At 69.9% G+C, this 21939-nt stretch carries 18 protein-coding genes and 1 pseudogene; 8 read left to right on the plus strand and 11 right to left on the minus strand.

All coding sequences use genetic code 11. The annotated features are described in order from the left end of the window. The first annotated feature begins 28 nt into the window (after positions 1-28). Genes EP757_RS00395 through EP757_RS00405 form a run of 3 tightly spaced genes read left to right on the plus strand, consistent with a single transcriptional unit; the run spans position 29 to position 2149 of the window. Complete coding sequence (locus EP757_RS00395) at positions 29-907, plus strand: LysR family transcriptional regulator (RefSeq protein WP_127542228.1); 879 nt, start codon at positions 29-31, stop codon at positions 905-907. Then, a complete protein-coding gene (locus EP757_RS00400; protein WP_127542229.1) occupies positions 904-1380 on the plus strand; it encodes a flavoprotein in 477 nt (158 codons plus the stop codon). The genes EP757_RS00395 and EP757_RS00400 overlap by 4 nt, the downstream gene beginning before the upstream one ends. A gap of 34 nt (positions 1381-1414) precedes the next feature. Then, positions 1415-2149: a DUF1963 domain-containing protein gene (locus EP757_RS00405; protein ID WP_127542230.1), complete on the plus strand. Its 735-nt coding sequence runs from the start codon at positions 1415-1417 to the stop codon at positions 2147-2149. A gap of 52 nt (positions 2150-2201) precedes the next feature. On the opposite strand, the gene EP757_RS00410 is transcribed toward EP757_RS00405, so the two are convergent. The 3 genes from EP757_RS00410 to EP757_RS00420 are packed head-to-tail and all read right to left on the minus strand — an operon-like array spanning position 2202 to position 5000. Continuing rightward, positions 2202-2957 carry a pseudouridine synthase gene (locus tag EP757_RS00410; protein ID WP_127542231.1) on the minus strand — a complete coding sequence of 252 codons (756 nt, stop codon included), beginning with the start codon at positions 2955-2957 and terminating at the stop codon, positions 2202-2204. Beyond that, positions 2926-3894, minus strand: coding sequence for an SMC-Scp complex subunit ScpB (gene scpB / locus EP757_RS00415; protein ID WP_127542232.1), 969 nt, complete (start codon positions 3892-3894; stop codon positions 2926-2928). Before scpB ends, EP757_RS00410 begins: the two co-directional genes overlap by 32 nt. Further along, on the minus strand, positions 3891-5000 hold the full coding sequence (locus tag EP757_RS00420) for a ScpA family protein (protein WP_127554017.1): 1110 nt from the start codon (positions 4998-5000) through the stop codon (positions 3891-3893). The genes scpB and EP757_RS00420 overlap by 4 nt, the downstream gene beginning before the upstream one ends. A 108-nt stretch (positions 5001-5108) precedes the next feature. Here EP757_RS00420 and EP757_RS00425 point away from each other — a divergent pair, with 108 nt between their 5' ends. Continuing rightward, positions 5109-5627 carry a GNAT family N-acetyltransferase gene (locus EP757_RS00425; protein WP_127542233.1) on the plus strand — a complete coding sequence of 173 codons (519 nt, stop codon included), beginning with the start codon at positions 5109-5111 and terminating at the stop codon, positions 5625-5627. 39 nt (positions 5628-5666) lie between these two features. On the opposite strand, the gene EP757_RS00430 is transcribed toward EP757_RS00425, so the two are convergent. After that, complete coding sequence (locus EP757_RS00430) at positions 5667-5939, minus strand: hypothetical protein (RefSeq protein WP_127542234.1); 273 nt, start codon at positions 5937-5939, stop codon at positions 5667-5669. Positions 5940-6103: 164 nt separating this feature from the next. On the opposite strand from EP757_RS00430, the pseudogene EP757_RS44720 reads away from it, so the two are divergent. Continuing rightward, positions 6104-6508, plus strand: a pseudogene (locus EP757_RS44720) (class I SAM-dependent methyltransferase); the annotation flags it as partial. A 327-nt stretch (positions 6509-6835) separates the two neighbouring features. Here the strand turns inward: EP757_RS44720 and EP757_RS00440 are convergent. From EP757_RS00440 to ald, 4 genes are all read right to left on the minus strand, one after another. Then, positions 6836-7513 (minus strand): hypothetical protein, encoded by a 678-nt coding sequence (locus tag EP757_RS00440; RefSeq protein ID WP_127542235.1) that lies wholly within the window; start codon positions 7511-7513, stop codon positions 6836-6838. An 11-nt stretch (positions 7514-7524) separates the two neighbouring features. Further along, on the minus strand, positions 7525-8457 hold the full coding sequence (locus EP757_RS00445) for a ParA family protein (protein ID WP_127542236.1): 933 nt from the start codon (positions 8455-8457) through the stop codon (positions 7525-7527). A gap of 113 nt (positions 8458-8570) precedes the next feature. Then, complete coding sequence (locus tag EP757_RS00450; protein ID WP_127554018.1) at positions 8571-9476, minus strand: site-specific tyrosine recombinase XerD; 906 nt, start codon at positions 9474-9476, stop codon at positions 8571-8573. Then, a complete protein-coding gene (gene ald / locus EP757_RS00455) occupies positions 9473-10588 on the minus strand; it encodes an alanine dehydrogenase (protein WP_127542237.1) in 1116 nt (371 codons plus the stop codon). Before ald ends, EP757_RS00450 begins: the two co-directional genes overlap by 4 nt. Positions 10589-10717: 129 nt before the next feature. On the opposite strand from ald, the gene EP757_RS00460 reads away from it, so the two are divergent. The 3 genes from EP757_RS00460 to EP757_RS00470 all read left to right on the plus strand — a co-directional run bounded on the left by EP757_RS00460 (position 10718) and on the right by EP757_RS00470 (position 19039). Continuing rightward, complete coding sequence (locus EP757_RS00460) at positions 10718-11839, plus strand: barstar family protein (protein WP_162521015.1); 1122 nt, start codon at positions 10718-10720, stop codon at positions 11837-11839. Positions 11840-11901: 62 nt separating this feature from the next. After that, positions 11902-15426 carry an NB-ARC domain-containing protein gene (locus tag EP757_RS00465; RefSeq protein ID WP_232050769.1) on the plus strand — a complete coding sequence of 1175 codons (3525 nt, stop codon included), beginning with the start codon at positions 11902-11904 and terminating at the stop codon, positions 15424-15426. A 67-nt stretch (positions 15427-15493) separates the two neighbouring features. Further along, positions 15494-19039, plus strand: a complete 3546-nt coding sequence (locus EP757_RS00470; protein ID WP_232050770.1) for an NB-ARC domain-containing protein — start codon at positions 15494-15496, stop codon at positions 19037-19039. Here EP757_RS00470 and EP757_RS00475 read toward each other — a convergent pair. The 3 genes from EP757_RS00475 to EP757_RS00485 all read right to left on the minus strand — a co-directional run bounded on the left by EP757_RS00475 (position 18994) and on the right by EP757_RS00485 (position 21823). Beyond that, a complete protein-coding gene (locus tag EP757_RS00475) occupies positions 18994-19401 on the minus strand; it encodes a VOC family protein (RefSeq protein WP_127542240.1) in 408 nt (135 codons plus the stop codon). The genes EP757_RS00470 and EP757_RS00475 overlap by 46 nt on opposite strands. 152 nt (positions 19402-19553) lie before the next feature. Next, the gene (locus EP757_RS00480; RefSeq protein ID WP_127542241.1) at positions 19554-20132 is read right to left on the minus strand and encodes an NUDIX hydrolase; all 579 of its coding nucleotides are present in this window, start codon (positions 20130-20132) and stop codon (positions 19554-19556) included. Continuing rightward, entirely contained in the window at positions 20129-21823 is a 1695-nt protein-coding gene (locus EP757_RS00485; protein WP_127542242.1) for a CTP synthase, read from the minus strand. Before EP757_RS00485 ends, EP757_RS00480 begins: the two co-directional genes overlap by 4 nt. Positions 21824-21939: the final 116 nt, after the last annotated feature.

Genomic DNA, 21939 nt, shown 5'->3' on the forward strand with positions numbered 1-21939 from the left:
ATGCATCACCATCGTTGATACTTGAGGGATGGAACTGCGCCAGCTCGAATACTTCGTGGCCGTCGCCGAGGAGCAGAGTTTCACCAGGGCCGCGACCAGGCTCTTCGTCGTGCAGTCGGCGGTCTCCGCCGCGGTGAAGGCACTGGAGCGGGATCTCGGCGTACCGCTGCTGGAGAGGAACTCGAAGCGGGTGCTGCTCACCGACGCCGGGACCGCGCTGCTCCCCCGCGCGCGATTCGCGCTCGACGCCGCCCGGGATGCGCGTGACGCGGTGGCCGAGGTGCGCGGCGGGTTGAGCGGGACGCTGCGGATCGGCACGCTCACCTCGATCCGGATCATCGACCTGCCCGCGGTGCTCGGCGAGTTCCATCGGCGTCATCCGGGCGTTCTGCTGCGTACGGTGGCCGCGCCCTCCGGTTCGGCCGGCCTCATCGAGGCGCTCACCGAGCATCGGCTCGACCTGGCGTTCGTGTCGCTTCCCCAGGTACGGCCGAAGGGCGTGCGGTTGATCGAGCTGGCCAGTTCCGTGCTCGACCTCGTCGTTCCCGAGGATCATCCGCTGGCGGAGAAGGAGCACGTCCACATCACCGAACTGGCCGGGCAGGACTTCATCGACTCGCCGGTCGGATACGGCAACCGCTCGGTCACCGATCGCGCCTTCGACGCGGCCGGGGTCCCGCGCCGGGTCACCATCGAGATCACCGACATCGGCACCGGGGTCGCGCACGTCCGTCACGGGCTCGGCATCGCGCTGCTCCCCCGGTTCGTGCTGCCCGCGCAGCGCGGAATCCCGGTCGCCGGGGCCGATCTCATCTGGCCGCTCTCCCTCGCGATCGCCGATGATCGGAGGCCTGGCGCGGCCTCCCGCGCCCTCATCGACCTGCTGATCGAGAGGATCCGCGGATGACCCTCTACGTGATCGTCTGTGCTACCGGTCCGGCGCCCGGCGTCGGCGAGCTGGTCGGCCAGGCGCAGGCCACCGGGTGGGAGGTGCAGGTCGTGGCGACCCCGCTCGCCGTGGACTTCCTCGACACGGATGCCTTGGAGCGACAGACAGGCCGCCCGGTACGCAGCCGCTACCGCAAGCCGTCCGAACCCAAACCGCCGAGACCGTCAGCGATCATCGTGGCGCCGGCCAGCTTCAACACGATCAACAAGTTCGCTGCCGGGATAGCCGACACCTACCCGCTGGGCCTGCTGGCGGAGGCGCCCGGTCTCGGCATCCCGGTCGTGATCCTCCCGTCGATGGGCCCCTCCCTCAGCACCCGTATCCCCTACCGGCGCAGCGTCGAGCAGTTGCGCGCCGAGGGCGTACGGCTGCTGGACCCACCCACCGTCGTCGATCCCTTCCCCTGGCACCTCGCACTGGAGCAGCTCTGAACTCTGTCGGACCCTTCGGGCACAATGCCCGCCCATGGATGTACGACAGGAGTTTCGGAGCGCGGCCCGGGAACAGGGCGTGCCGGTGAACGACATCGAGCGCTGGGTGCGGCTGGCCCGCCCGCAGACGGAGCTGGTGCCGAAAGGCGACGGCCTGCCGGTGGCCGGCCGGTTCGGCGGTCTCGCGGCGTTGCCGGAGGGCACGGAGTGGCCCGCCGGCCAGTGTCTCGTGCTGACGCTCGACCTCGCCGCGATCCCCTCGGACGGGCACGACCTCGACCTGCCGGCCGACGGGTCACTGCTGTTCTTCGTCGAGCCGGACTTCACGCCCACCGAGTGCCGGGTCGTTCACGTGCCGGCCGGCACTCCGGTGACCGAGCACCCGAACCCCGGGGTGCCGGTCTTCGACCCGATCGCACTGCACGCCCGTGCCGGCTGGAGCCTTCCCGAGCGTGAGCACGAGGTGCCGTTCGACCTCCGCCTGGACGACGAGGTCGAGGAGGCGATCGGTGAGGTGATGTGGTACCTCGGGGACAACGACTACGAGTTCTCGCTCGGCGGCTACGGCGCCGCCAGCACCGGCGGCGCGGACAACCCCATCCTCGACGCGAAGGACCACCTCGTGCTGACCACCGTCTGGCTGGACGAGGGCCGGGTGGGTGACGCGTTCGGCGAGACACTGCTCGTGGTCAACTTCATGATCAAGCATGCCGACCTGGCCGGGCGCGCCTTCGACAAGATCTGGCTGATGACCGACTTCAACGGCTAGACCGCGTCTTGCAGCAGGGCCAGGCCGGCCGGCCTGGCCCTGCGACGACGTGTCAGTCCCCGACGGCCTTGAACAGGGCGGCCACCTCGGCGGCGGACAGGTGACGGAAACCACCGGGTCGCAGGTCACCGAGGCGGATCGGGCCGACCGCCGTACGGATGAGCCGGGTGACCGGGTGCCCGACGGCGTCCATCATCCGGCGGACGATGTGCTTGCGGCCCTCGTGCAGGACGATCTCCACCTGCGCGGTCTTGCCGATCGCGTCGATGAGCTTGAAGGCGTCCACCTTCGCCGGGCCGTCCTCCAGCTCGACGCCGCCCTGCAGGGCGCGGCCCACACTGCGCGGCAGCGGGCCCATCACCTCGGCCAGGTAGGTCTTGGAGATCTCGTACGACGGGTGCATCAGCTTGTGCGCGAGAGCACCGTCGTTGGTGAGCAGCAGCAGGCCCTCGGACTCGGCGTCGAGCCGGCCCACGTGGAACAGCCGCTGCTCGAAGTTCGCGCCGAGGAAGTCGGCCAGCTCGGTGCGGCCCTTCTCGTCGTCGAGGCTGGAGACGACGCCGCGGGGCTTGTTCAGCGCCACGTAGACCAGCTTGGTGTTGGTGATCACCCGCTGCCCGTCGACGTGGATCTCCGCCGTGGCGGGGTCGACCTTGTCGCCGAGTTTGGCGACCCGGCCGTTGACGGTGACGCGCCGCCGGAAGATCAGATCTTCGCAGGCGCGCCGGGATCCAACACCGGCCGCCGCCAGGACTTTCTGGAGGCGTTCGGCGGTGTCAGCCTGAGGCATCGAGCACTTCTTCCACATCGTCGGGCAGGAATGGAGCGAGCGGCGGAAGCTGATCGACCGAGTTGAGGCCGAGCTTCTCGAGGAACAGCGCGGTGGTCCGGTACAGGTAGGCACCCGTCTCCGGCTCCGTGCCGACCTCCTCGATGAGGCCGCGGGTGACAAGCGTACGCATCACGCCGTCACAGTTCACACCGCGGATGGCCGAGATGCGCGAGCGCGTCACCGGCTGTTTGTAGGCGACCACCGAGAGTGTCTCCAGGGCGGCCTGGGTGAGCCGCACCGACTGCCCGTCCAGCACGAAACGCTCGACGTACTGCGCGTACTCCGGACGCGTGTAGAGACGCCAGCCACCCGCCACCCGGCGCAGGTCGATGCCGTGCCCGGCCGCCGTGTAGCGCGCCGAGACATCCTCCAGGATCCGCGCGATCCGCTCGACCGGCACCTCCATGACCTGCGCCAATTGCAGTTCGGCCACGGGTTCGTCAACCACCAGCATGATCGATTCCAGGGCCGCCGCCAGGTCGGCGTCGTCAAGAATCGCGGGGGTACGGAGGGGAGCGTCATCAACCGCATCGACATCGTCGCGCGGGCCCGTGGACTGCGCGGGAACCGTGAGGATGACAGGCGGCGGACTCACCACTTCCGGGGCTTCCGCGACAGCCTCGATCGCGCTCGGGGCGTCGACCGGGACGTGTTCCTCCTCGCCGGGTTCGTCGTCGGCGACTTCGGCGGCTTCCTCGATCGGGTCCGGCAGCGGGAGTTCCGGGCCCACCTCTTCCTCGGTGGGCTCGGGCGCCGGCTCGCCGCCCTCGTCCTCGTCGTCGTCCTCGGGCAGGTCGTGAGGGGCGTCCACGGCGTCCTGGAAGTCACGGTCGGGGTCGCGCCGGCGTTCCCACGGCGGAACCCAGGCAGCCGCCTGCGCCGCCAGGGAGTCTTCCCGCTCCTCGCTGCTCACGATCTCTCCTCTGCCGCGTCGCCGTGACGCGCGTCGTCCCCGCCGTCCAGATCATCGCCAGCTGGATCATCGTCTGGCAGATCACCGCTGACTAGATCATCATCGGCGGGGTCATCGTCAAGATCGTCCGCGCCGAAATCGTCCGAAACGGTGTTCATTCCGGCATCATCGGCCCCCTCGGGGTCGGCCTGGGCGGAGTTCGTCTCTTCCGAGCCCTCCGGGGCCGGTTTCGTGCCCTCGTAGTCGTCGATGTCCAACTCCACTGCTGCCGCGTCCTCACCGCCGATCCAGCGGACGGTCAGCTCGTCCAGCGAGACCGGCTGCTCGAAGTCGATCAGGCCCTCGCGGTAGAGCTCCAGCAGCGCCAGGAACCGGGCCACCACTTCGAGGGTGTTCTCGCAGTCCGCGACGAGCAGGCCGAACGTCGCCACGCCGGCCCGGCGCAACCGGTCGCGCAGCAGCGTCGCGTGCTCCCGGACACTGACCCGGACCTGGTGGATGTGGGCGATCGAGACCTGCGGCGGACCCGGCTTCGGCAGGAACTGCCTGAGCGCCAGCTTCAACAGGCGTTCGGGGCCGATGCCGAGGACCAGTTCGGGCAGGGCTTCGGCGTACCGAGGCTCCAGAGAAACCATCCTCGGCCAGCGACGCGCCCCGGCGAGCTCGAGTTCCGCGATGTGCGCGGCGGCCTCCTTGTATGCCTTGTATTGCAGAAGGCGCGCGAAAAGGAGGTCCCGGGCCTCCAGCAGGGCCAGGTCCTCCTCGTCCTCGACCTCGGCGGCGGGCAGCAGCCGGGCCGCCTTCAGGTCCAGCAGGGTCGCCGCCACCAGCAGGAACTCGCTGGTCTCGCCCAGGTCCCAGTCGTCGCCCATCGCCCTGATATAGGCGATGAAGTCGTCGGTGACCTGGTGCAACGCGATCTCGGTGACGTCCAGCTTGTGCTTGCCGATCAGCTGGAGCAGCAGGTCGAACGGGCCGGTGAAGTTGTCCAGCCGCACCGTGAACTTGCCGGAATCGACCTCCGCCACCTCGGTCGGCACGGCATCATCATCGTGGGCCTCCACGACAGGGGCGGACTCTTCGGGCACGTGCCGACCGTAGTCCATGGCTTCGACGAGCTGTTCCAGGCTCACGCTGTCCGTTTCCTCTAGATCCTCTGCTTCTCCAACGTCGCAACCCGTGACCGGTTGCTGCTCTCCGGTTACGCTGCCGCGATGAGGTCCCTGATCTCTCCACGCCTCCTGCTGCGCGAGTGGGAGGAGAAGGACGCCGAGTTCGTCCTGGACATGTACTCGCGCTGGGAAGTCATGCGCTATCTCGGCGCCGAACCACAGGTGCTCACCGATCTCGCGGGGGCGCACGCGCGGCTGGCCGCCTGGCGGGACCGGCAGGACGGGGTGCACACCGTCTGGGCGATCCAGGACCGGCAGACCGGGCGGCTGCTCGGCACCGCGTTCCTGGTGCGGCTGCTCAACTCCGGCACGCCGTTCACCACGGCCGACGAGACCGAGGTGGGCTGGCATCTGCACCCGGACGCCTGGGGGCAGGGGTACGCGACGGAGGCCGCCACGGCGGTTCTGGCGTACGCGGCCCGCTCCGGCGTCAAACCGGTCCTCGCCGTCACCAACCCCGCGAACGAGGCGTCACAGGCGGTCTGCCGGCGGCTCGGGATGCGGCACGTGGGCAGCACCGACCGGTACTACAACATGACCTGCGAGCTGTTCTCGACCTGACGAACCGGGCCGTCCCGGACGGGGACGGCCCGTCGCCGATCACTTCTTCTTGGCGGCCTTGACCTTCACCGGCTTCTGGACCTTGACGACCTTGGGGGCCTTCGCAGCCTTCGGGGCCTTCTCGACCTTGGCGACCTTCGGGGCCTTGACGGCCTTCGGCGCCTTGGCCGGCTTCGCGGTCTTCGGAGCCTTGGCAGTCTTCGGAGCCTTGACCTCGGCCTTGACCTCGTTCTTGGCCTTCACCGCCTTGGCCTTGACCTCGTCCTTGACCTTCACGGCCTCGGCCTTGACGTCCTTCGCCTTCTTCGCCACAGCGGCCTCCTCTCCGTCGTCGATACCGCGGGACCGGACGGCTCGCGTCCGATGACCTTAAGTGTGCCGCCATTCTTTGGGAACGCGCTGTTCACCTGCTGGACGCCTCATTCGTCGTGACAGCGGCAGATTCGTTGAGGGGTGAGCGGGGTAGGAGTCGAGGCATGTCTATCTTGGATGACCCTGGGCTGTTCGGGCGGCAGTGGGCGGCGCGGTACGACCGGCCCGGGAACCCCGATCCGGCCGAGGCCGTCGAGTTCCTGGCCGGGCTGGCCGGGGACGGTCCCGTCCTGGAGCTGGCCATCGGCAGCGGGCGGGTGGCGCTGCCCCTCTCCGAACGCGGCGTGGCCGTCGAGGGGATCGAGGCGTCGCCGGAGATGGCGGATCTACTGGTCGCCAAGCCGGGCGGGGACCGGATCCCGGTGATCATCGGGGACATGGCCGATGTGGAGGCGGGCGGTACCTATCCGCTGGTCTACCTGGTCTTCAACACGCTCTTCAACCTGACCGTGCCGGGACGGCAGGAAGACTGCTTCGAGAATGTCGCGCGGGTGCTGGCGCCGGGTGGCCGATTCGTGGTCGAGGCGTTCGTACCGGATGAGAAGAACTTCGACCGGGACGAACGAGAGGTCGGGGTCTGGGACGTCACCGAGGAGTCGGTGTCGGTGCGGGTGCACAAATACGACCGGGAGGCGCAGACGTTCCTGCGGCAGACGCTCGTCTTCACCGACGGCGGGGTGGAGTTGCAGCCGTTCGGGATGCGGTACCAGTGGCCCGAGCAGATCGACGCGATGGCCGCGGCGGCGGGACTGACCTTGGAGGCGCGCTACGCCGGCTGGGATCGCCGGCCGTTCACCGCGGACTCCGCGAGCCACGTCTCCGTCTACCGCAAGGGCTCAGGCCCAGACACGCAGGAAGAGCACGCCCAGGAAATCCAGGACCATGTTCAGCAGGGGGTAGCCGGTCGGGAAGAAGGCGAAGATCAGCAGGAGCAGGACGCCGATGTTCTTGTCCTCGAACCAGAGGCGCATCCAGTTCATGCTGGGACCCGGGCGGCGCAGCGCGTTCCAGAGGATGCCGAAACCGTCCAGCGGCGGGATCGGGATGAGCGCGAGCAGGCCGAACGCCAGCAGGCCCACACCGAGTGACAGCAGGACCTCCTGCGCACCCGGCAGGTCGACGCCGCGCAGGATGTCACCGAGGCCCGCCTCGGCCAGCACGAACGAGGCGGTGTCCGGGAAGGACAGGGCGTAGACGGCGATCAGGAGCTCGCCGGCGAGGATGCAGGCCACCGGGCCGGCGATGAAGACCGCCGCCGCGCGGCCCCGGCCCCGGTAGCGCGGGACCTCGTCGACCGAGAGCTGCTTACCCCAGCCCATGCCGCCGACCGCCGCGGAGACCGCGCCGAACGGGTCGATGTCCTCACGCGGGGTCAGGCGCAGCGAGACACGGCGTTCGGCAAGGCCGACCGTCCGCGCGGTGAACCGGATCGCGATGGCCCGCAACGCCAGGCCGAGCAGGAAGGCAGCCACCAAGGCGACGAACGCCAGCGGCGTGCCGAGGGCGAAGAGCACGGATGTGGAACCTAGCCTCGTTCTGCCTTTGCGGCGATGACCTCGCGAGCGAGCTGACGGTAGTTGCGGGCGCCCGAGGACGCCGGGTCGAGCGAGGTGATCGGGGCACCCGCGACCGTGGACTCGGGGAACTTCACGGTCTTGGTGATGACCGTCTGGTAGACCTTGTCGCCGAACGCCTCCACCACACGCTGCAGCACCTGGCGGCAGTGGGTGGTGCGGGAGTCGTACATGGTGGCGAGGATGCCCTCGAGCTCGAGGTCGAAGTTGAGCCGCTCCCGGACCTTGTCGATCGTGTCGAGCAGCAGGGCCACACCGCGCAGCGAGAAGAACTCGCACTCCAGCGGGATGAGCACGCCGTGCGCGATGGTCAGCGCGTTGATCGCCAGCAGGCCCAGCGAGGGCTGGCAGTCGATCAGGATGAAGTCGTACTCCTTGCGGACGCTGCGCAGGGCCCGGGCCAGCGCCATCTCGCGCGCGACCTCGTTGACCAGCTGGATCTCGGCGGCCGACAGGTCGATGTTCGCCGGGAGCAGGTGCAGACCGGCCACATCGGTCTTGATGATGACGTCCTCGGTGGCGACGTCGTCCTGCATGAGCAGGTTGTAGATGCTCAGGTCTAGGTTGTGCGGGTTCACACCGAGGCCGACCGAGCAGGCGCCCTGCGGGTCGAAGTCGACCAGGAGGACCTTGCGGCCGTACTCCGCGAGCGCCGCGCCCAGGTTGATGGTGGTCGTCGTCTTGCCGACGCCACCCTTCTGGTTCGCCAGGGCGATGATCCGCGCCGGTCCGTGCCGGTCGGTCGGCATCGGCTCGGGGATCGGGCGGCGCATCGTGTACGCCGTAGGGTCGGCCGGACCCAGGTCGGCTCCGAGATCGAGGGAGCTCTGCTGATCGCGGAGCGCGGAAGTCCAGGCCTCCGCACGTTCGCCGTTTCCTGACATGACCCGCCCCCTCCCGACTCATGATTGCCGGAGCCGATGCCCGACTGTACGCCACCCGCGCCGCCCGTCCGGGGTCAGCCGTTCGGCGTGTCGCACCTACGGGTACGCAGCTTCTAACGAGCGCGCGGGTGAGAAGTGGCGTACACCTCTCGGAGTCGCTCGACGGTCACCAGCGTATACACCTGCGTCGTGGTGACCGAGGCGTGGCCCAGCAACTCCTGGACGACGCGCACATCGGCCCCTCCGTCGAGCAGATGAGTGGCGTAGGAGTGCCGCAGGGTGTGCGGGCTCACCGCGTACGGGCCGTCGGTCGGGAGGCCGGCTTCGATCGCGCACCGGTGCAGGACGGTCCAGGCACTCTGCCTCGACAGTCGTCCACCTCGGGCGTTCAGGAAGACGGCCGGCGTTCCACGGCCGTTCTCGATCAAGAGCGGTCGCGATCGTACGGTGTAATCGCCGAGTGCTTTGCGGGCGAAGCTTCCGATGGGGACTACGCGGCTCTTTCCGCCCTTGCCCCTCAGCCGCACGTCGTCCTCTTCCAGATCATCGATGTCCGCGCCGACCGCCTCGGAGATCCGGGCGCCGGTTCCGTAGAGGAACTCCAGCAAGGCCCGGTCCCGCAGGCCCAGCGGTGAATGCGTGTCCGGCACGGCGAGCAGGCGCGCCACCTGATCCACGTCGAGGGCCTTCGGCAGGCGCTTCGGCGGCGACGGCGGGCGGACGTCGGCCGACACGTCCTGGCCGACCAGGCGCTCGCGGACCGCGAACCGGTGCAGGCCACGGACCGCGCTGACCGCCCGGGCCGCGCTCGACGGCGCGAGACCACCCTCCCGCAGCCTGGCCAGGTGACCGGTCACGTCGGCGGCCCGCACCTCGCCGAGGTCGGTGATCCCGGCCTCGGCGAGCTCACCGGCATAACGTTCGAGGTCACGCCGGTAGGAGGCGAGCGTGTTGCGGGACAGGCCCCGCTCCACGCTCAGATGGTCCAGGTAGGTGTCGATCGCTCTCTGCAGTGTCAGCGCAGCACCTCCGTCAGCGGTATCGCACCCATGCCGTGCGCCTCGGCGACCGGGCCGTAGACCACCTGGCCGTCGAACGTGTTCAATCCGGCGGCCAGGGCCGGATCGTGCCGCAGAGCGTCGCGCCAGCCCAGATTCGCCAGCTCCAGAGCGTACGGCAGGGTCACGTTCGTCAGCGCGTACGTGCTGGTGTGCGGCACCGCGCCGGGCATGTTCGCCACGCAGTAGAACATCGACTCGTGCACCCGGTACGTCGGAGCGTCGTGCGTGGTCGGCCGCGAGTCCTCGAAACAGCCGCCCTGGTCGATCGAGATGTCGACGAGAACACTCCCCGGCTTCATCCGCGACACCAGATCGTTCGAGATCAGCGTCGGCGCCTTCGCCCCCGGCACTAGCACCGCGCCGATCACCAGGTCGGCGTCGAGGACCGCCTTCTCGATCTCGTACGCGTTCGAGGCGATCGTCTGCACATGCCCCCGGTAGTCGGCGTCGACGGCCCGCAGCCGGGCCACGTTCTTGTCCAGCAGCAGCACCTCGGCCTGCATGCCGAGCGCGATCGCCGCGGCGTTCAGCCCGGAGACGCCGGCGCCGATCACCACGACCTTCGCGGCGTAGACACCCGGCACCCCGCCCATCAGCACGCCGCGGCCACCGCCCTGCCGCATCAGGTGGTACGCGCCGACCTGCGGCGCGAGCCGGCCCGCCACCTCGGACATCGGGGCCAGCAACGGCAGCGAGCGGTCCGGGAGCTCGACCGTCTCGTACGCGATCCCGGTCACCTTCCGATCCACCAGCGCGTCGGTGCACTCCTTCGACGCGGCCAGATGCAGGTACGTGAAGAGCACCTGCCCGGACCGCATCCGGTGGTGCTCCTCGGCGATCGGCTCCTTGACCTTGAGAATCAGGTCACCGGTCCCCCACACCGCGTCGGCGTCCGGCAGAATCGTCGCCCCCGCCGCAGAAAAGTCACTGTCCGTGATCGAGGATCCGAGGCCGGCGCCCGCCTGGACGAAGACCTCATGACCGGACCGGGCGAACTCGAACACCCCGGCCGGAGTGATCGCGACGCGGAACTCGTTGTTCTTCACCTCGCTGGGAATGCCGACCTTCACGAGCCGACACCGTCCTCTCTCAACGCTGAGTTAGTCCCCTTTGCGCGGAGAGTACCCCCGCAGACCTCGGGATTCGCGGCTCATGTCCCGGGTTACCCCTGTTGGCGTTTCAGGCGTTAAGGTCGCCCGATGATCGGCCTTCCCTGGCTCCTGGTCGACGAGACCATCGATGACGGTGACAACGTCGTCGCGGCGTGCGCCGACATCGACGGGTTGTTCGCCTCGGTGGCCACTCCGCCACTCGAGCGTTACACGCTGCTCGATTGCCGGCCTTCGGGTCGCCTGCGTGCGGCCGGTGACGACACCGGCCCTCTCTGGGTGGGCAATATCGGTCTGGAGGCTGCCAGTTCGCCCGACCTGGATCTCGAGCTGCTGGACGTGACGGTGGTGTCGGCTCGGCGGTCGTCGCGGCACGGGCCGGTGTCGCTGGAGGTGTCGGCTCGGGTTCGGGCGTGGCGGTCACCCGACGAATCCGGATATAAGATGGCAGGGGTCGGGTTCGACGAGGATTTCGGGGTTTGTGGCGGGATTTCAGGGCCGCCGCCGCGTGCCACTCCCCCGCCCCGGCCGGCGACGCTGATCGGCTGCCGGCCAGGGACCCGGCTGCAGCGGGCCATCGACGCGACCTCCCGCAACCGGCGGTGGGTGCACGCCTCCATCTTCACGGTGGCGCACGACGGGACCGCCACCCGGCTGCTCGACGCCGGCCTGGGCGCCGAGGTGGGCTCGGTGCGGCCGTCGGCCCTCGGGGACGGGCTCGTCGACGTGGAGTTCCAGCCGACCTATGCGGACGCCGTCGGGCCGCCTCGGCCGCTCGGGGCCCGCGAAGTGTGGAAACGCTGGCGCTCGGGCCGCCCTGGCGATCTTGGAACGTGGGCCGGCTATGACCGGGAACTGCGCCAGGAGTGGGCCGGGGCGGCGCTCGCCCACCACCAGCGGACCCCTGACGACGGCACGGTCTTCGAACTCGACGGACGGCACATCACCGACGAGGAAGGCTTCTACTGCGCCATCGGCGAGGCGGTGAACGGTCCCGGCGGCTACTTCGGATGGAACCTCGGCGCCCTGCACGACTGCCTCCAGGGCGGCTGGGGCGCCGCACCGGGCTTCCGCCTGATCTGGCACGACGCGGCGGTCGCCACAGCCTCCCTCAAGCCCGGGTACGACCGCCGCTGGTGGGCGCCGGCCCTCACGATGGACCAGTTGCTGGGCCTGCTCGCCGCCGACGGCGTCGAGGTCGATATGCGCTAGGAATCTCGCTGAACGGCCTCTCGCGCTGATCGTCCGATTCCGATTGGATGATGCGCGTGCGGATGTTCCTGGTCCTCTCGGCCAGTCTCCTGGTGGCCGCCGCAAGCACGCTGTCCGCCGTGGCGATCAATGTCGCGACTGGTGGCGACGCCGTGTGGTTTCCGACGATGGATCGACGGCCGCTGTGGTGGGCTACCGGCTCGGTCGCGCTTCTCGCCCTCGCCGCCTGGTTGCTGTGGTGGGCGCAGCGCAGGTACGAGGCGTCGCTGGCCGCCCTGATACCCGCGGCGCAGCGCCCGGAGCCGTGGATGGTCGACCGGCCCCGCGAGCTGACCGCCATCGTGCGCGCGCTGCGCCGCCGGCGCGGCTCACGAACGGTGGGCATCACCACCGCGGTGCACGGTGCGGGTGGCTTCGGGAAGACGACGATCGCCCGGCTGGTCCGCGCCGACCGGCGCGTGCTGCGTCACTTCGGCCGGCGCGTCTACTGGGTGACGCTCGGCCGCGACGCGCGCCGCGGCGCACTCGTCGAGAAGATCAACGATCTGGTGCGGCAGATCGATCCGGCGCGGGCTCAGCCCTTCACCGACGTACGGCAGGCGTCCGATCACCTGGCCGCCGTGCTCGCGGACGGCCCACGCCGGCTGGTGATCCTCGACGATGTCTGGTTCGACGATCAACTGAGCGCGTTCCCGGCCGCCGGCCGGGCCGCCCGGCTGGTCACCACCAGGATTTCCGGCCTGGTCATCGGCCAGGGCGTACCCGTCCGGGTGGATCAGATGTCGGCGGAGCAGGCGCGACGCGTGCTCACCGCCGACCTGCCCGCACCGCTGCCACCGGACGTGGTCCACGACCTGCTCGTGGAGACCGGCAACTGGCCGCTGCTCCTGCGCCTCATCAACAAGGTGATCCTCGATCAGTCCCAGTCCCGGGCCGACCTCCCCGGGATCGGGCGCGACCTCCTGGAACAGCTGCGCAGCGAGGGCGCGCTGGAGGTCGACCGCCTGACCGGCGCCGACGCCCAGCAGCTGGACGTGAACGATCCGGCCCAGCGCGACCAGGCCGTCCGCGCCACGATCGAGGCCGGAACCGGCCTGCTGACCGAGAACGAGCGCGCACGCTTCGCCGAACTGGCCGTCTTCATCGAGGACGAGGTGGTTCCGATGACGCTGGCCGGCATGCTCTGGCGGGCGACCGGCGCCATGAGCATCGCCGAGACGCGGAGCCTGTCCGCACGGCTCGCCCGGCTGGCCCTGATGAACCTCGACGCCGCCGGCGACGGCACCCTCAGCCTGCACGACGTCATCCGCGACTACTTGGCGCGCGCCCTCGGCCCGGAGAACGTCAAGCGGCTGCACGGGATCCTGCTCGATGCCCGGAACTTGCGGAACTGGTGGGAGCTCGCACCGCACGAACGCTACCTCCGCGATCACTTGATCGAGCATCTCGTGGCGGCCGGCCGGGCCGGTGAGGCAGCGTCGGTGGCCACGGATCTGCGGTGGGTCACGTGCCGGCTGGAGGACAACGGGCCCGCGTCACCGGCCGCCGACCTCGCCGTCGCCGGCGGCGGCATGGCGGAGCGGTTGGGACACCTGATCGGGCGGACCGCTCACCTGCTCGCGCCCACCGAGCCGGCGCGGTCCCGGTCGGAGATCCTGATCGACCGGCTGGCCCACGACGACGACATGGGAGAACAGGCCCGAGCGCTGTCCGCCCAGGCGGTCCTGTCCAGCGCGTGGCACCCTCCCGACCTGCCCGATCCGGCCTTCCGCCGCGGCTTCTACGGCCAGACCTTCGACATCAACGCGTTGGCAATCGCCTCGGACGGGTCCTGGCTGGCGAGCGCGGGCGAGGACGGAGTCATCCGGATATGGGACGCCGATCTCGGCGAGCAGACCGGGCGGTTCGCCGGGCCGTCGGCTCGCCTGACCGCTCTCGCCATCGCCCCCGACGACTCCTGGATCGTCAGCGGTGACCGAGATGGCGTCCTGTCCATCTGGAACACCCACTCCGATCAGCCTCCGACCCAGCGCGCCGGCCACGACGCGGAGGTGACGGCCCTCCTGATCGCGCCGGGCGGCGACTGGTTCGCCAGCGGATGTGCCCGCGGCGCGGTGAAGGTTTGGAGCCGCGTCACCGGACGGGAGGTCGCGCGGCTGAGGCACTTCGTACCGCTCCTGCAGTCGCCCAGCCCGGAGTTCGCCATCGTCAGCCTGCGGACCACCGACGACGGCCACACGATCAGCGCCGTGACCGGCTCGGGCCACAGCTACACCTGGGTCGCCCGGGTCGAGCAGCAGGAGCTCAACTCGAACACCTACGGACACCCCGTGATGTCCATGGACTTCGGAATCGACGGGAACCCCTTCGCGATCATGCAGGTCGATCGGGGCCTCTATCTCCGTTATCTGCACACCTCGGCGACGCTCGCGCTGGGCGAACTGCCCCGTGCTGCGGACTCGATCACCACCACCCCGGACCACCACCACATCATCGGCACCGCCGGCAACGGGTCCATCTTCGTGAAGAAGGTCCGGGGCCGCGAACAGCCGACCGAGATCGTCGCTCATCACGGGCGGATCAACGCTCTCGCCGTCGCACCGGACAGCTCCTGGTTCGCCAGCGCGGGCGCCGACGGCACCATCCGGACGTGGCATCTGCGCTCGCTGGACGAGCGCGCTGCGGAGTCACGGCTGCGCTTCCCCGCCTCCGCGATCGCCGTCGCGCCGGACGGTAGCCGGCTCGTGTACGCCGGCGATGCGAGCCGGCGCCCCATCTGCCTCGACGACTCCCCCGCTGATCACCTGCACGTCCACGTCATCGGCGCGCGCGCGATCGCCCTGCACAACGACGGCAGGGGCATCGTCGCCGTCACCACCGACGGCATCGTCGAGCACTGGTCCCCGCACGGCGTCCGGGACCGGGTGGACCCGGTGCGTACCGCGCGGTCCCCTCTCCTGGCCCTCGGCCCGGGAGGCCGATGGGTCGCGGCCGCGCTGCCGGACGGACAGATCCGGCTGTCGTCGCTGGAGCCCGGCGGCACGATCCTCACGGTGCACGGGCACCCCGGCGGGGTGACCGCGATCGCCGTTCCGGCCCGGGGCGAACGCCTCGCCAGCGCTGGCGCGGACCTGAGGATCCGCATCTGGGACGCGGCAGGTGGAGTGCTCGTGCGCCAGTACCAGAACACCGCGGGAACGGTCCGGGTGCTCGCTTTCGACGGCGACGGCCGATGGCTGTACGGCGTCGGCGACGACCGGGCCGTCCGCCGCTGGGACACCCGCGCTGATGCCCGCGGCGAACTCGTGAGCCGTGCGGCCGATGACGTCACCTGCCTGGCGGTCAGCCCGGACGACCGCTGGCTCGCGATCACCACCCGGGACGGCAGCGTGAGGATCCTCGACCTGGCCGACGGCGAGGTCGCCGCCATGACGCGCGTGGAGCCGAGGGCGGTCGCCTGCGCCTGGCATCCGGACGGGACCCGCCTGTTCGCCGGCGGCGATCGCGGGCTCTACTGCTTCCGGTTCCGGCCTGCCGTTCGCGCCTCCCCGGCTGGGGCACCGACGCCGGCGCCCCAGCCGGGTTGACCCCGGCCGGCGATCGTCCGGCGGGGTCGCCATCAAGCGCTGAACCGTCTTTGATGGAACCGTGCGGATGCTCGCGGTGGTCCTGGCCGGTCTCCTTCTGTCCACCGCCACGCTGCTCTCCGCCGTAGCGATCAACGTAGCGACCGGCGGGGACGCGCCCTGGTTCCCCACGATGGACGACCATCCACTCCGCTGGGCGGCGGCCTCGGTGCCTCTGGTCGCCCTCGGTGGGTGGCTGATCTGGTGGGCACAGCGCGGGTACGAGTCACAGCGCACCGCGTTGATCCCCGCTTCGCAGCGCCCCGAGCCGTGGATGGTGGACCGGCCCCGCGAGCTGGCCGCCATCATCCGCGCTCTGCGGCGCGGCTCCACGACGGTCGGCATCACCACGGCCGTCCACGGCGCGGGCGGCTTCGGCAAAACCACCATCGCCCGCCTGGTCCGCGCCGACGCCCGCATCGCCAGGCACTTCGGCCGCCGCGTGTACTGGGTGACGCTCGGCCGCGACGCCCGCCGCGGGGCACTCGTCGAGAAGGTCAACGACCTGGTCAAGCAGATCGATCCGGCGCGGGCCCAACCCTTCACCGACATAGGACAGGCAGCCGACCACCTGGCAGCCGTTCTCGCCGAGGGTCCGAGGCGGCTCGTCATCCTGGACGACGTCTGGTTCGACGACCAGTTGGCGGCGTTCCCCGTGACGGGCCGATGCGCGCGGCTGGTCACCACCCGCGTGGCGACCCTGGTCGGCCCGGATGCGGTGCCGGTCGCCGTCGACCAGATGTCACCCGAGCAGGCCCGGCTCGTGCTCACCGCCGACCTCCCCCGCCCGCCGCCGGAGGACGTCATCGATCGGCTGCTCACCGAGACCGGCAACTGGCCGCTGCTGCTGCGCCTGGTCAACAAGGTCATGGTCGATCAGCTCCGATCCCGGGCCGACGTCGCCGCGGTCAGCCGCGAACTGCTGGCACGGCTGCACCACGACGGCCCGCTCACCGTGGACCGCCTTAACCGCGTCGACACCGCGCAACTGGACATCAACGACCCTCAGCAGCGTGACAAGGCGGTCAGCGCCACCATCGAAGCCGGCGCCGGCCTGCTGAGACCGGAGGAACGGGCGCTCTTCGGCCAGCTGGCGATCTTCGTCGAGGACGAGGTGGTGCCGGTGTCGCTGGTCGCGGCGCTCTGGCAGAAGACCGGGAACGTCGGCGAGGCGGAGGCCAGGCAGTTGTGCGCCCGGCTCGCCGACCTGGCCCTGCTCTCCCTGAGCGGCACCGACAGCGGCGGCACGATCAGCCTGCACGACGTCGTCCGCGACTACCTGGCCCAGGGGTTCACCCCCGCTGAGCTGCGACGGCTGCACACCCTTCTGCTGGATTCCGTCCGGGTGACGCCGTGGTGGGACCTCCCGGAGAACAGCAGGTATCTCCGCGACCACCTCATCGAGCATCTGCTCGCAAGCGGCCGCCACGGGGAGGCTGAGGAAGTCGCGACGAACCTGTGCTGGGTCACCACTCGGCTGGAAGACAACGGGCCGGCGGCGCCGGCGGCCGACCTCGCGCACGTCGACACCTCACGGGCGCGCCTGCTCAACCGGCTGCTGCAGCAGTCGGCGCATCTCCTGGGCCCGGCCGAGCCGGCCCGGTCACGTGCCGAGATCTTCTACGACCGGGTGGCGCACAGCGACGGATGGGCCGTACAGGCGAGACTTCTCGCCCAGCAGTCGTCACTCACCAGCGTCTGGCCTCTCCCCGATCTTCCGGATCCAGCGCTCCGCCGCGCCCTGCGTGGTCCTACCAGCGGGATCAACGCTCTCGTCATCACTCCGGACGGGCGCCGGCTGATCAGCGGAGGCGACGACGGCGCGGTCCGGCTCTGGGACCCGGACAGCGGTCAGGAGGCGCGGAAGCTCGGCATCCACCGGCGTGAGGTGACAGTGCTCGCGGTGTCACCGGACGGAACCTGGCTCGCCAGCGGTGACCACCACGGGTCACTCCGGCTGTGGGACGTCACCACCGGCCGCCCGCTCCGGTCGATCGTGGCACATCAGGATGAGGTGTCAGCGCTGGCGATCTCAGCCGACGGCGCCTGGCTCGCCACGGGGAGCGCCGACGGCTCGGCCCGGCTGTGGGATCCGAGGTCCGGCCGTCAAATATCGCAGCTCCGGCAATCCCGACGCCCGGACCGCGACCGGGAACAACGCCGCAGACCCCGCCCCCGGCCCTGCGTGCCGGACTTCGCCGCCTGGGTGACCGGTATCGACATCGCACCCGACGGACGTTCCGTCACGATCACGGACTTCGAAGGGGTCCGCACGACGTGGAACGCCACGAACGAAGCACTGGGCACCCGCCTGCTGGGACGCCACACCATCGGCATCGTCACTCCGAACAGCAGCCACCTGGTGGGAGGCAGATCCCGCATCATCAAGTCCTGGGCGGCCGAGATTGCCGGGCGGACGCGGGAATTCGCCCTGTCCGACCGAGACGCGACCGTCCAGATTGTCGCTGTGGCCGCCGCATCGGACGGATCGTTGATCGCAGCGGGCACCGAGAACGGATCCACTCATCTCTGGAATGCGCGAACCGGCCAGGAGATCACTTCGATCGTGAGCCACTCGGGGCAGATCAGCGCGCTGGCGGTGTCTCCCGGTGGAGAATGGATCGCCACCGCCGGGAACGACGGCGCCCTCCGGATGTGGAGCGTCAGCCAGCACGGCGACCGGGTGAGCCGGACGTGGCTCAGCGCACCGATCAGGGCCGTCGCCGTCGCACCTGACGGGACCTGGCTCGCGCTGCAAAGCGACGACAAGGCCGGGGAGGTACGGATCTGGCGAAGCGGCGAGAGCCGACCGGACGAGGACGCCATCTCCAGCGGTTTCGAAGTCCACGGCCTCGCGGTCTCGCCCGCCGGCCGCTTGGCGATGGCATCCACGCGGCACGTCGGCATATGGTGGCCCGCCGGCCGGTCACAGCACGGCCTGTCCGAGAAGGCGGACGCACAGGTCGTCGCGCATTCCGATGACTGGCTCGCCGCAGGCTGCCGCGACGGTGGGATCATCCTCGTTCATTTCAGCGCCTACTCGCCCGCCATCACACTGACCGGCCACACCGGCGCCGTCACCGCGCTCGCCTTCCTGCCCGGCCGTTCATGGTTCGCCAGCGGCGGAAGTGATGCCACGGTCCGGATCTGGGCCTGCGACTCCGCAGAGAAGCTCGCCACGCTGCACGGGCACTCGGCCACCGTCAACGCCCTTGCTGCCGCCCCGGACGGAACGTGGCTGGCCAGCGGCGGTGACGACCGCACCATCCGGCTCTGGGACCCGGCCGGGCAGCGGCAGATCGCACGGCTCGGCGCCGATGCGGGCGCCGTGTCATCCCTCGCGGTCTCCCCTGACGGGCGCCTCCTCAGCTCTACCTCGTCCGACGGCACGGCACGCATCTGGGACGTCGAGGATCGCCGGGTGATCGCCATGACCCGGGTCAACGGTTCGCTGACCACCTCGGCATGGCATACCGACAGCCGGCATCTCTACCTGGGTGGAAACGGCGGGCTCTACTGCTTCAGGCTTCAGCCGACGAAGACGCAGAAGGTGTGGCCGTCCGGGTCGGCGTAGACGCGCAGCGGCTCCTGCGGGTCGTCACTGCGGTCGAACCTCAGCGTCCCACCGAGACTGAGCACCCGCTCATGCTGCCGATCCAGCTCCTTCTTGGAGCCGACAGCGGTGTCCAGGTGCATCTGCTGCGGCACTCCGTCGTCCGGCCACGTCGTGGGCCGGATCCCCTTGGTCTCCTGGAAGGCGAGCTGCCACGACCCGTCGTCGCCGAGCAGCACGAGCCAGTCCTTCTCCCCGTCGTCGCCGGGGGACGGCTCGTCGCCCGGGCGGTACTCCAGCCCGAGCAGATGACGGTAGAACTCGGCAAGCCGTCGCGCGTCACGTGTGTCGAGGACGAAGGACCTCAGCTTAGGAACGCTCACAGCACAGGTTCCTACCCCGCAATCCGGCACACAACCATCACCCGGCGAGGAGTGCGGGGTGCCGGATCCCGGCGGTCACTCCGTCGAGAGCGGGGCAGGCCTTCGTACAAGGAAAAAGGCGCCGGACCAGAAACGGCCCGGCGCCGGAACGCTCAGAGGGAGCGGAGCGGAGCCCAGCCCGCGTCGCGCGCACGCGCGGCAGCGAGGATGCCGGTCACCGCGGCCGCGTTGGTGATCTCGCCGCGGAAGGCCATCTCCACCGCCGCGTCCAACGGCACGCGGCGGACCTCCAGGTCGGCCTCCTCGGCGGTGCGGACGTGCCGCTCACCGGCCGGGACCGGTGTCAGGTCGCGGGCCAGGTAGATCAGCACGAACTCGTCGGAGAAGCCCGGGGAGGTGTGCAGGTCGACGAGCCGGTCGAAGCGGGCGGCCCGCAGGTCGACCTCCTCGGCCAGCTCCCGGGCCGCGGTGAGGGCCGGATCCTCGTCCTCGACGTCGCGCAGGCCGGCCGGCAGCTCCCAGAGGTGCCTGCCGACCGGGTGACGGTACTGCTTGATCAGCACCACCTGGTCCTGCTCGTCGAGGGCGACCACGACGACGGCGCCGCGGTTCTCCACCACGTCGCGCGGCGCTGACGAGCCGTCGGACATGCTGACCTCGTCGGTGTAGACCGAGAAGATCGCGCCGTCGTAGCGCGGCGTCCGGGACAGCCGCTCGTGGGTGAAACTCATTCCGCGGGGACCGGCTCGGTCAGCACCGGCAGCTCGTCGGCGGAGGCGTAGGTGATCGCCGCCTTCACCAGGCCGTCGAAGAGCGGGTGCGGCCGGGTCGGGCGGCTCTTCAGCTCCGGGTGGGCCTGGGTCGCCACGAAGTACGGGTGGACGTCCCGGTCCAGCTCGATGAACTCGACCAGGCGGCCGTCCGGCGACGTGCCGGAGAAGACCAGGCCGGCCTGCGCCAGCTTGTCCCGGTAGTCGTTGTTCACCTCGTAGCGGTGCCGGTGCCGCTCGGAGATCTCGGTCGAGCCGTACACCTCGGCGACGATCGAGCCCTCCTTCAGAGCGGCCGGGTAGGCGCCGAGACGCATGGTGCCGCCCAGGTCGCCCTTGCCCGCGACGATGTCCTCCTGGTCGGCCATCGTCGAGATGACCGGGTAGGTGGCGGTCTCGTCGAACTCCAGCGAGTTCGCGCCGGTCAGACCCGCCAGGTGACGGGCCGCGTCGATGGTCATGCACTGAAGACCGAGACACAGACCGAGGATCGGTACGCCGTTCTCCCGCGCGTACCGGGAAGTGTTGACCTTGCCCTCGATGCCGCGCACGCCGAAGCCGCCCGGGATGACGATGCCGTCGACGCCCTTGAGCGCGGTGGCGGCGCCGGCCGGGGTCTCGCAGCTGTCGCTCGGCACCCAGCGGATCTGGATCTTCACGGTGTTGCCGAAGCCGGCCGCGCGGATCGCCTCGGTGACCGAGAGGTACGCATCCGGCAGGTCGACGTACTTGCCGACCAGCGCGATCGTGATGGTCCGCTTCGGGTGGTGCACCCGCTCCAGCAGGTCGTTCCACTGCTTCCAGTTGACGTCGCGGAACGACAGGCCGAGACGGCGCACGACGTAGGCGTCGAGGCCCTCGTCGTGCAGCACCTTCGGGATGTCGTAGATGCTCGGCGCGTCCGGGCAGGCGATGACGGCTTCCGCGTCGACGTCGCAGTAGAGCGCCAGCTTGTGCTTCATCTTCTCGGGGATCTCGCGGTCGCTGCGGCAGATCAGGGCGTCCGGCTGGATACCGATGTTGCGCAGCGCCGCCACCGAGTGCTGGGTCGGCTTGGTCTTCAGCTCACCCGACGGCGCCAGGTAGGGCACCAGTGAGACGTGCAGGTAGAAGACGTGGTCGCGGCCGACCTCGTGCCGGACCTGGCGGATCGCCTCGAGGAACGGCAGCGACTCCATGTCGCCGACCGTGCCGCCGACCTCGGTGATCACGACGTCCGGCACGTTGCCGGACTCGTCCGGGTCGGCCATCGCGAAGATCCGGCTCTTGATCTCGTTGGTGATGTGCGGGATGACCTGGACGGTGTCGCCGAGGTATTCACCGCGCCGCTCCCGGGCGATGACCGCCGAGTAGACCTGGCCGGTCGTGACGTTCGCCTTGCCGGAGAGGTCCCGGTCGAGGAACCGCTCGTAGTGCCCGACGTCGAGGTCGGTCTCGGCGCCGTCCTCGGTCACGAAGACCTCGCCGTGCTGGAACGGGTTCATCGTTCCGGGGTCGACGTTCAGGTAGGGGTCGAGCTTCTGCATCACGACGCGGAGACCGCGGGCGGTGAGCAGATTGCCGAGGCTGGAGGCGGTGAGGCCCTTGCCCAGCGAGGAGGCGACGCCCCCGGTGACGAAGATGTGCCGCGTGTCGCGCACTGTTGAGGCCAAGGCCCGCTCCCGTGGTCGCCTGTGTTTCTTCAACTTTGCGGCGGAGACCAGGCCCCATCCACGGGAATTCACCGTAACACTGTTTGCCGGAGCGGCGCCGTTCGGGCTGCTCCGGC

It is taken from the genome of Actinoplanes sp. OR16 (assembly GCF_004001265.1).
Taxonomy (GTDB): domain Bacteria; phylum Actinomycetota; class Actinomycetes; order Mycobacteriales; family Micromonosporaceae; genus Actinoplanes.

Coding starts and splice junctions, on each gene's coding strand:
- EP757_RS00480 (WP_127542241.1), bottom strand. CDS start 20,132: ATGAGTTTCACCCACGAGCGGCTGTCCCGGACGCCGCGCTACGACGGC.
- EP757_RS00460 (WP_162521015.1), top strand. CDS start 10,718: ATGATCGGCCTTCCCTGGCTCCTGGTCGACGAGACCATCGATGACGGT.
- EP757_RS00400 (WP_127542229.1), top strand. CDS start 904: ATGACCCTCTACGTGATCGTCTGTGCTACCGGTCCGGCGCCCGGCGTC.
- EP757_RS00470 (WP_232050770.1), top strand. CDS start 15,494: ATGCTCGCGGTGGTCCTGGCCGGTCTCCTTCTGTCCACCGCCACGCTG.
- EP757_RS00420 (WP_127554017.1), bottom strand. CDS start 5,000: ATGGACTACGGTCGGCACGTGCCCGAAGAGTCCGCCCCTGTCGTGGAG.
- EP757_RS00465 (WP_232050769.1), top strand. CDS start 11,902: ATGTTCCTGGTCCTCTCGGCCAGTCTCCTGGTGGCCGCCGCAAGCACG.
- EP757_RS00425 (WP_127542233.1), top strand. CDS start 5,109: ATGAGGTCCCTGATCTCTCCACGCCTCCTGCTGCGCGAGTGGGAGGAG.
- EP757_RS00410 (WP_127542231.1), bottom strand. CDS start 2,957: ATGTGGAAGAAGTGCTCGATGCCTCAGGCTGACACCGCCGAACGCCTC.
- EP757_RS00445 (WP_127542236.1), bottom strand. CDS start 8,457: ATGTCAGGAAACGGCGAACGTGCGGAGGCCTGGACTTCCGCGCTCCGC.
- EP757_RS00395 (WP_127542228.1), top strand. CDS start 29: ATGGAACTGCGCCAGCTCGAATACTTCGTGGCCGTCGCCGAGGAGCAG.
- EP757_RS00405 (WP_127542230.1), top strand. CDS start 1,415: ATGGATGTACGACAGGAGTTTCGGAGCGCGGCCCGGGAACAGGGCGTG.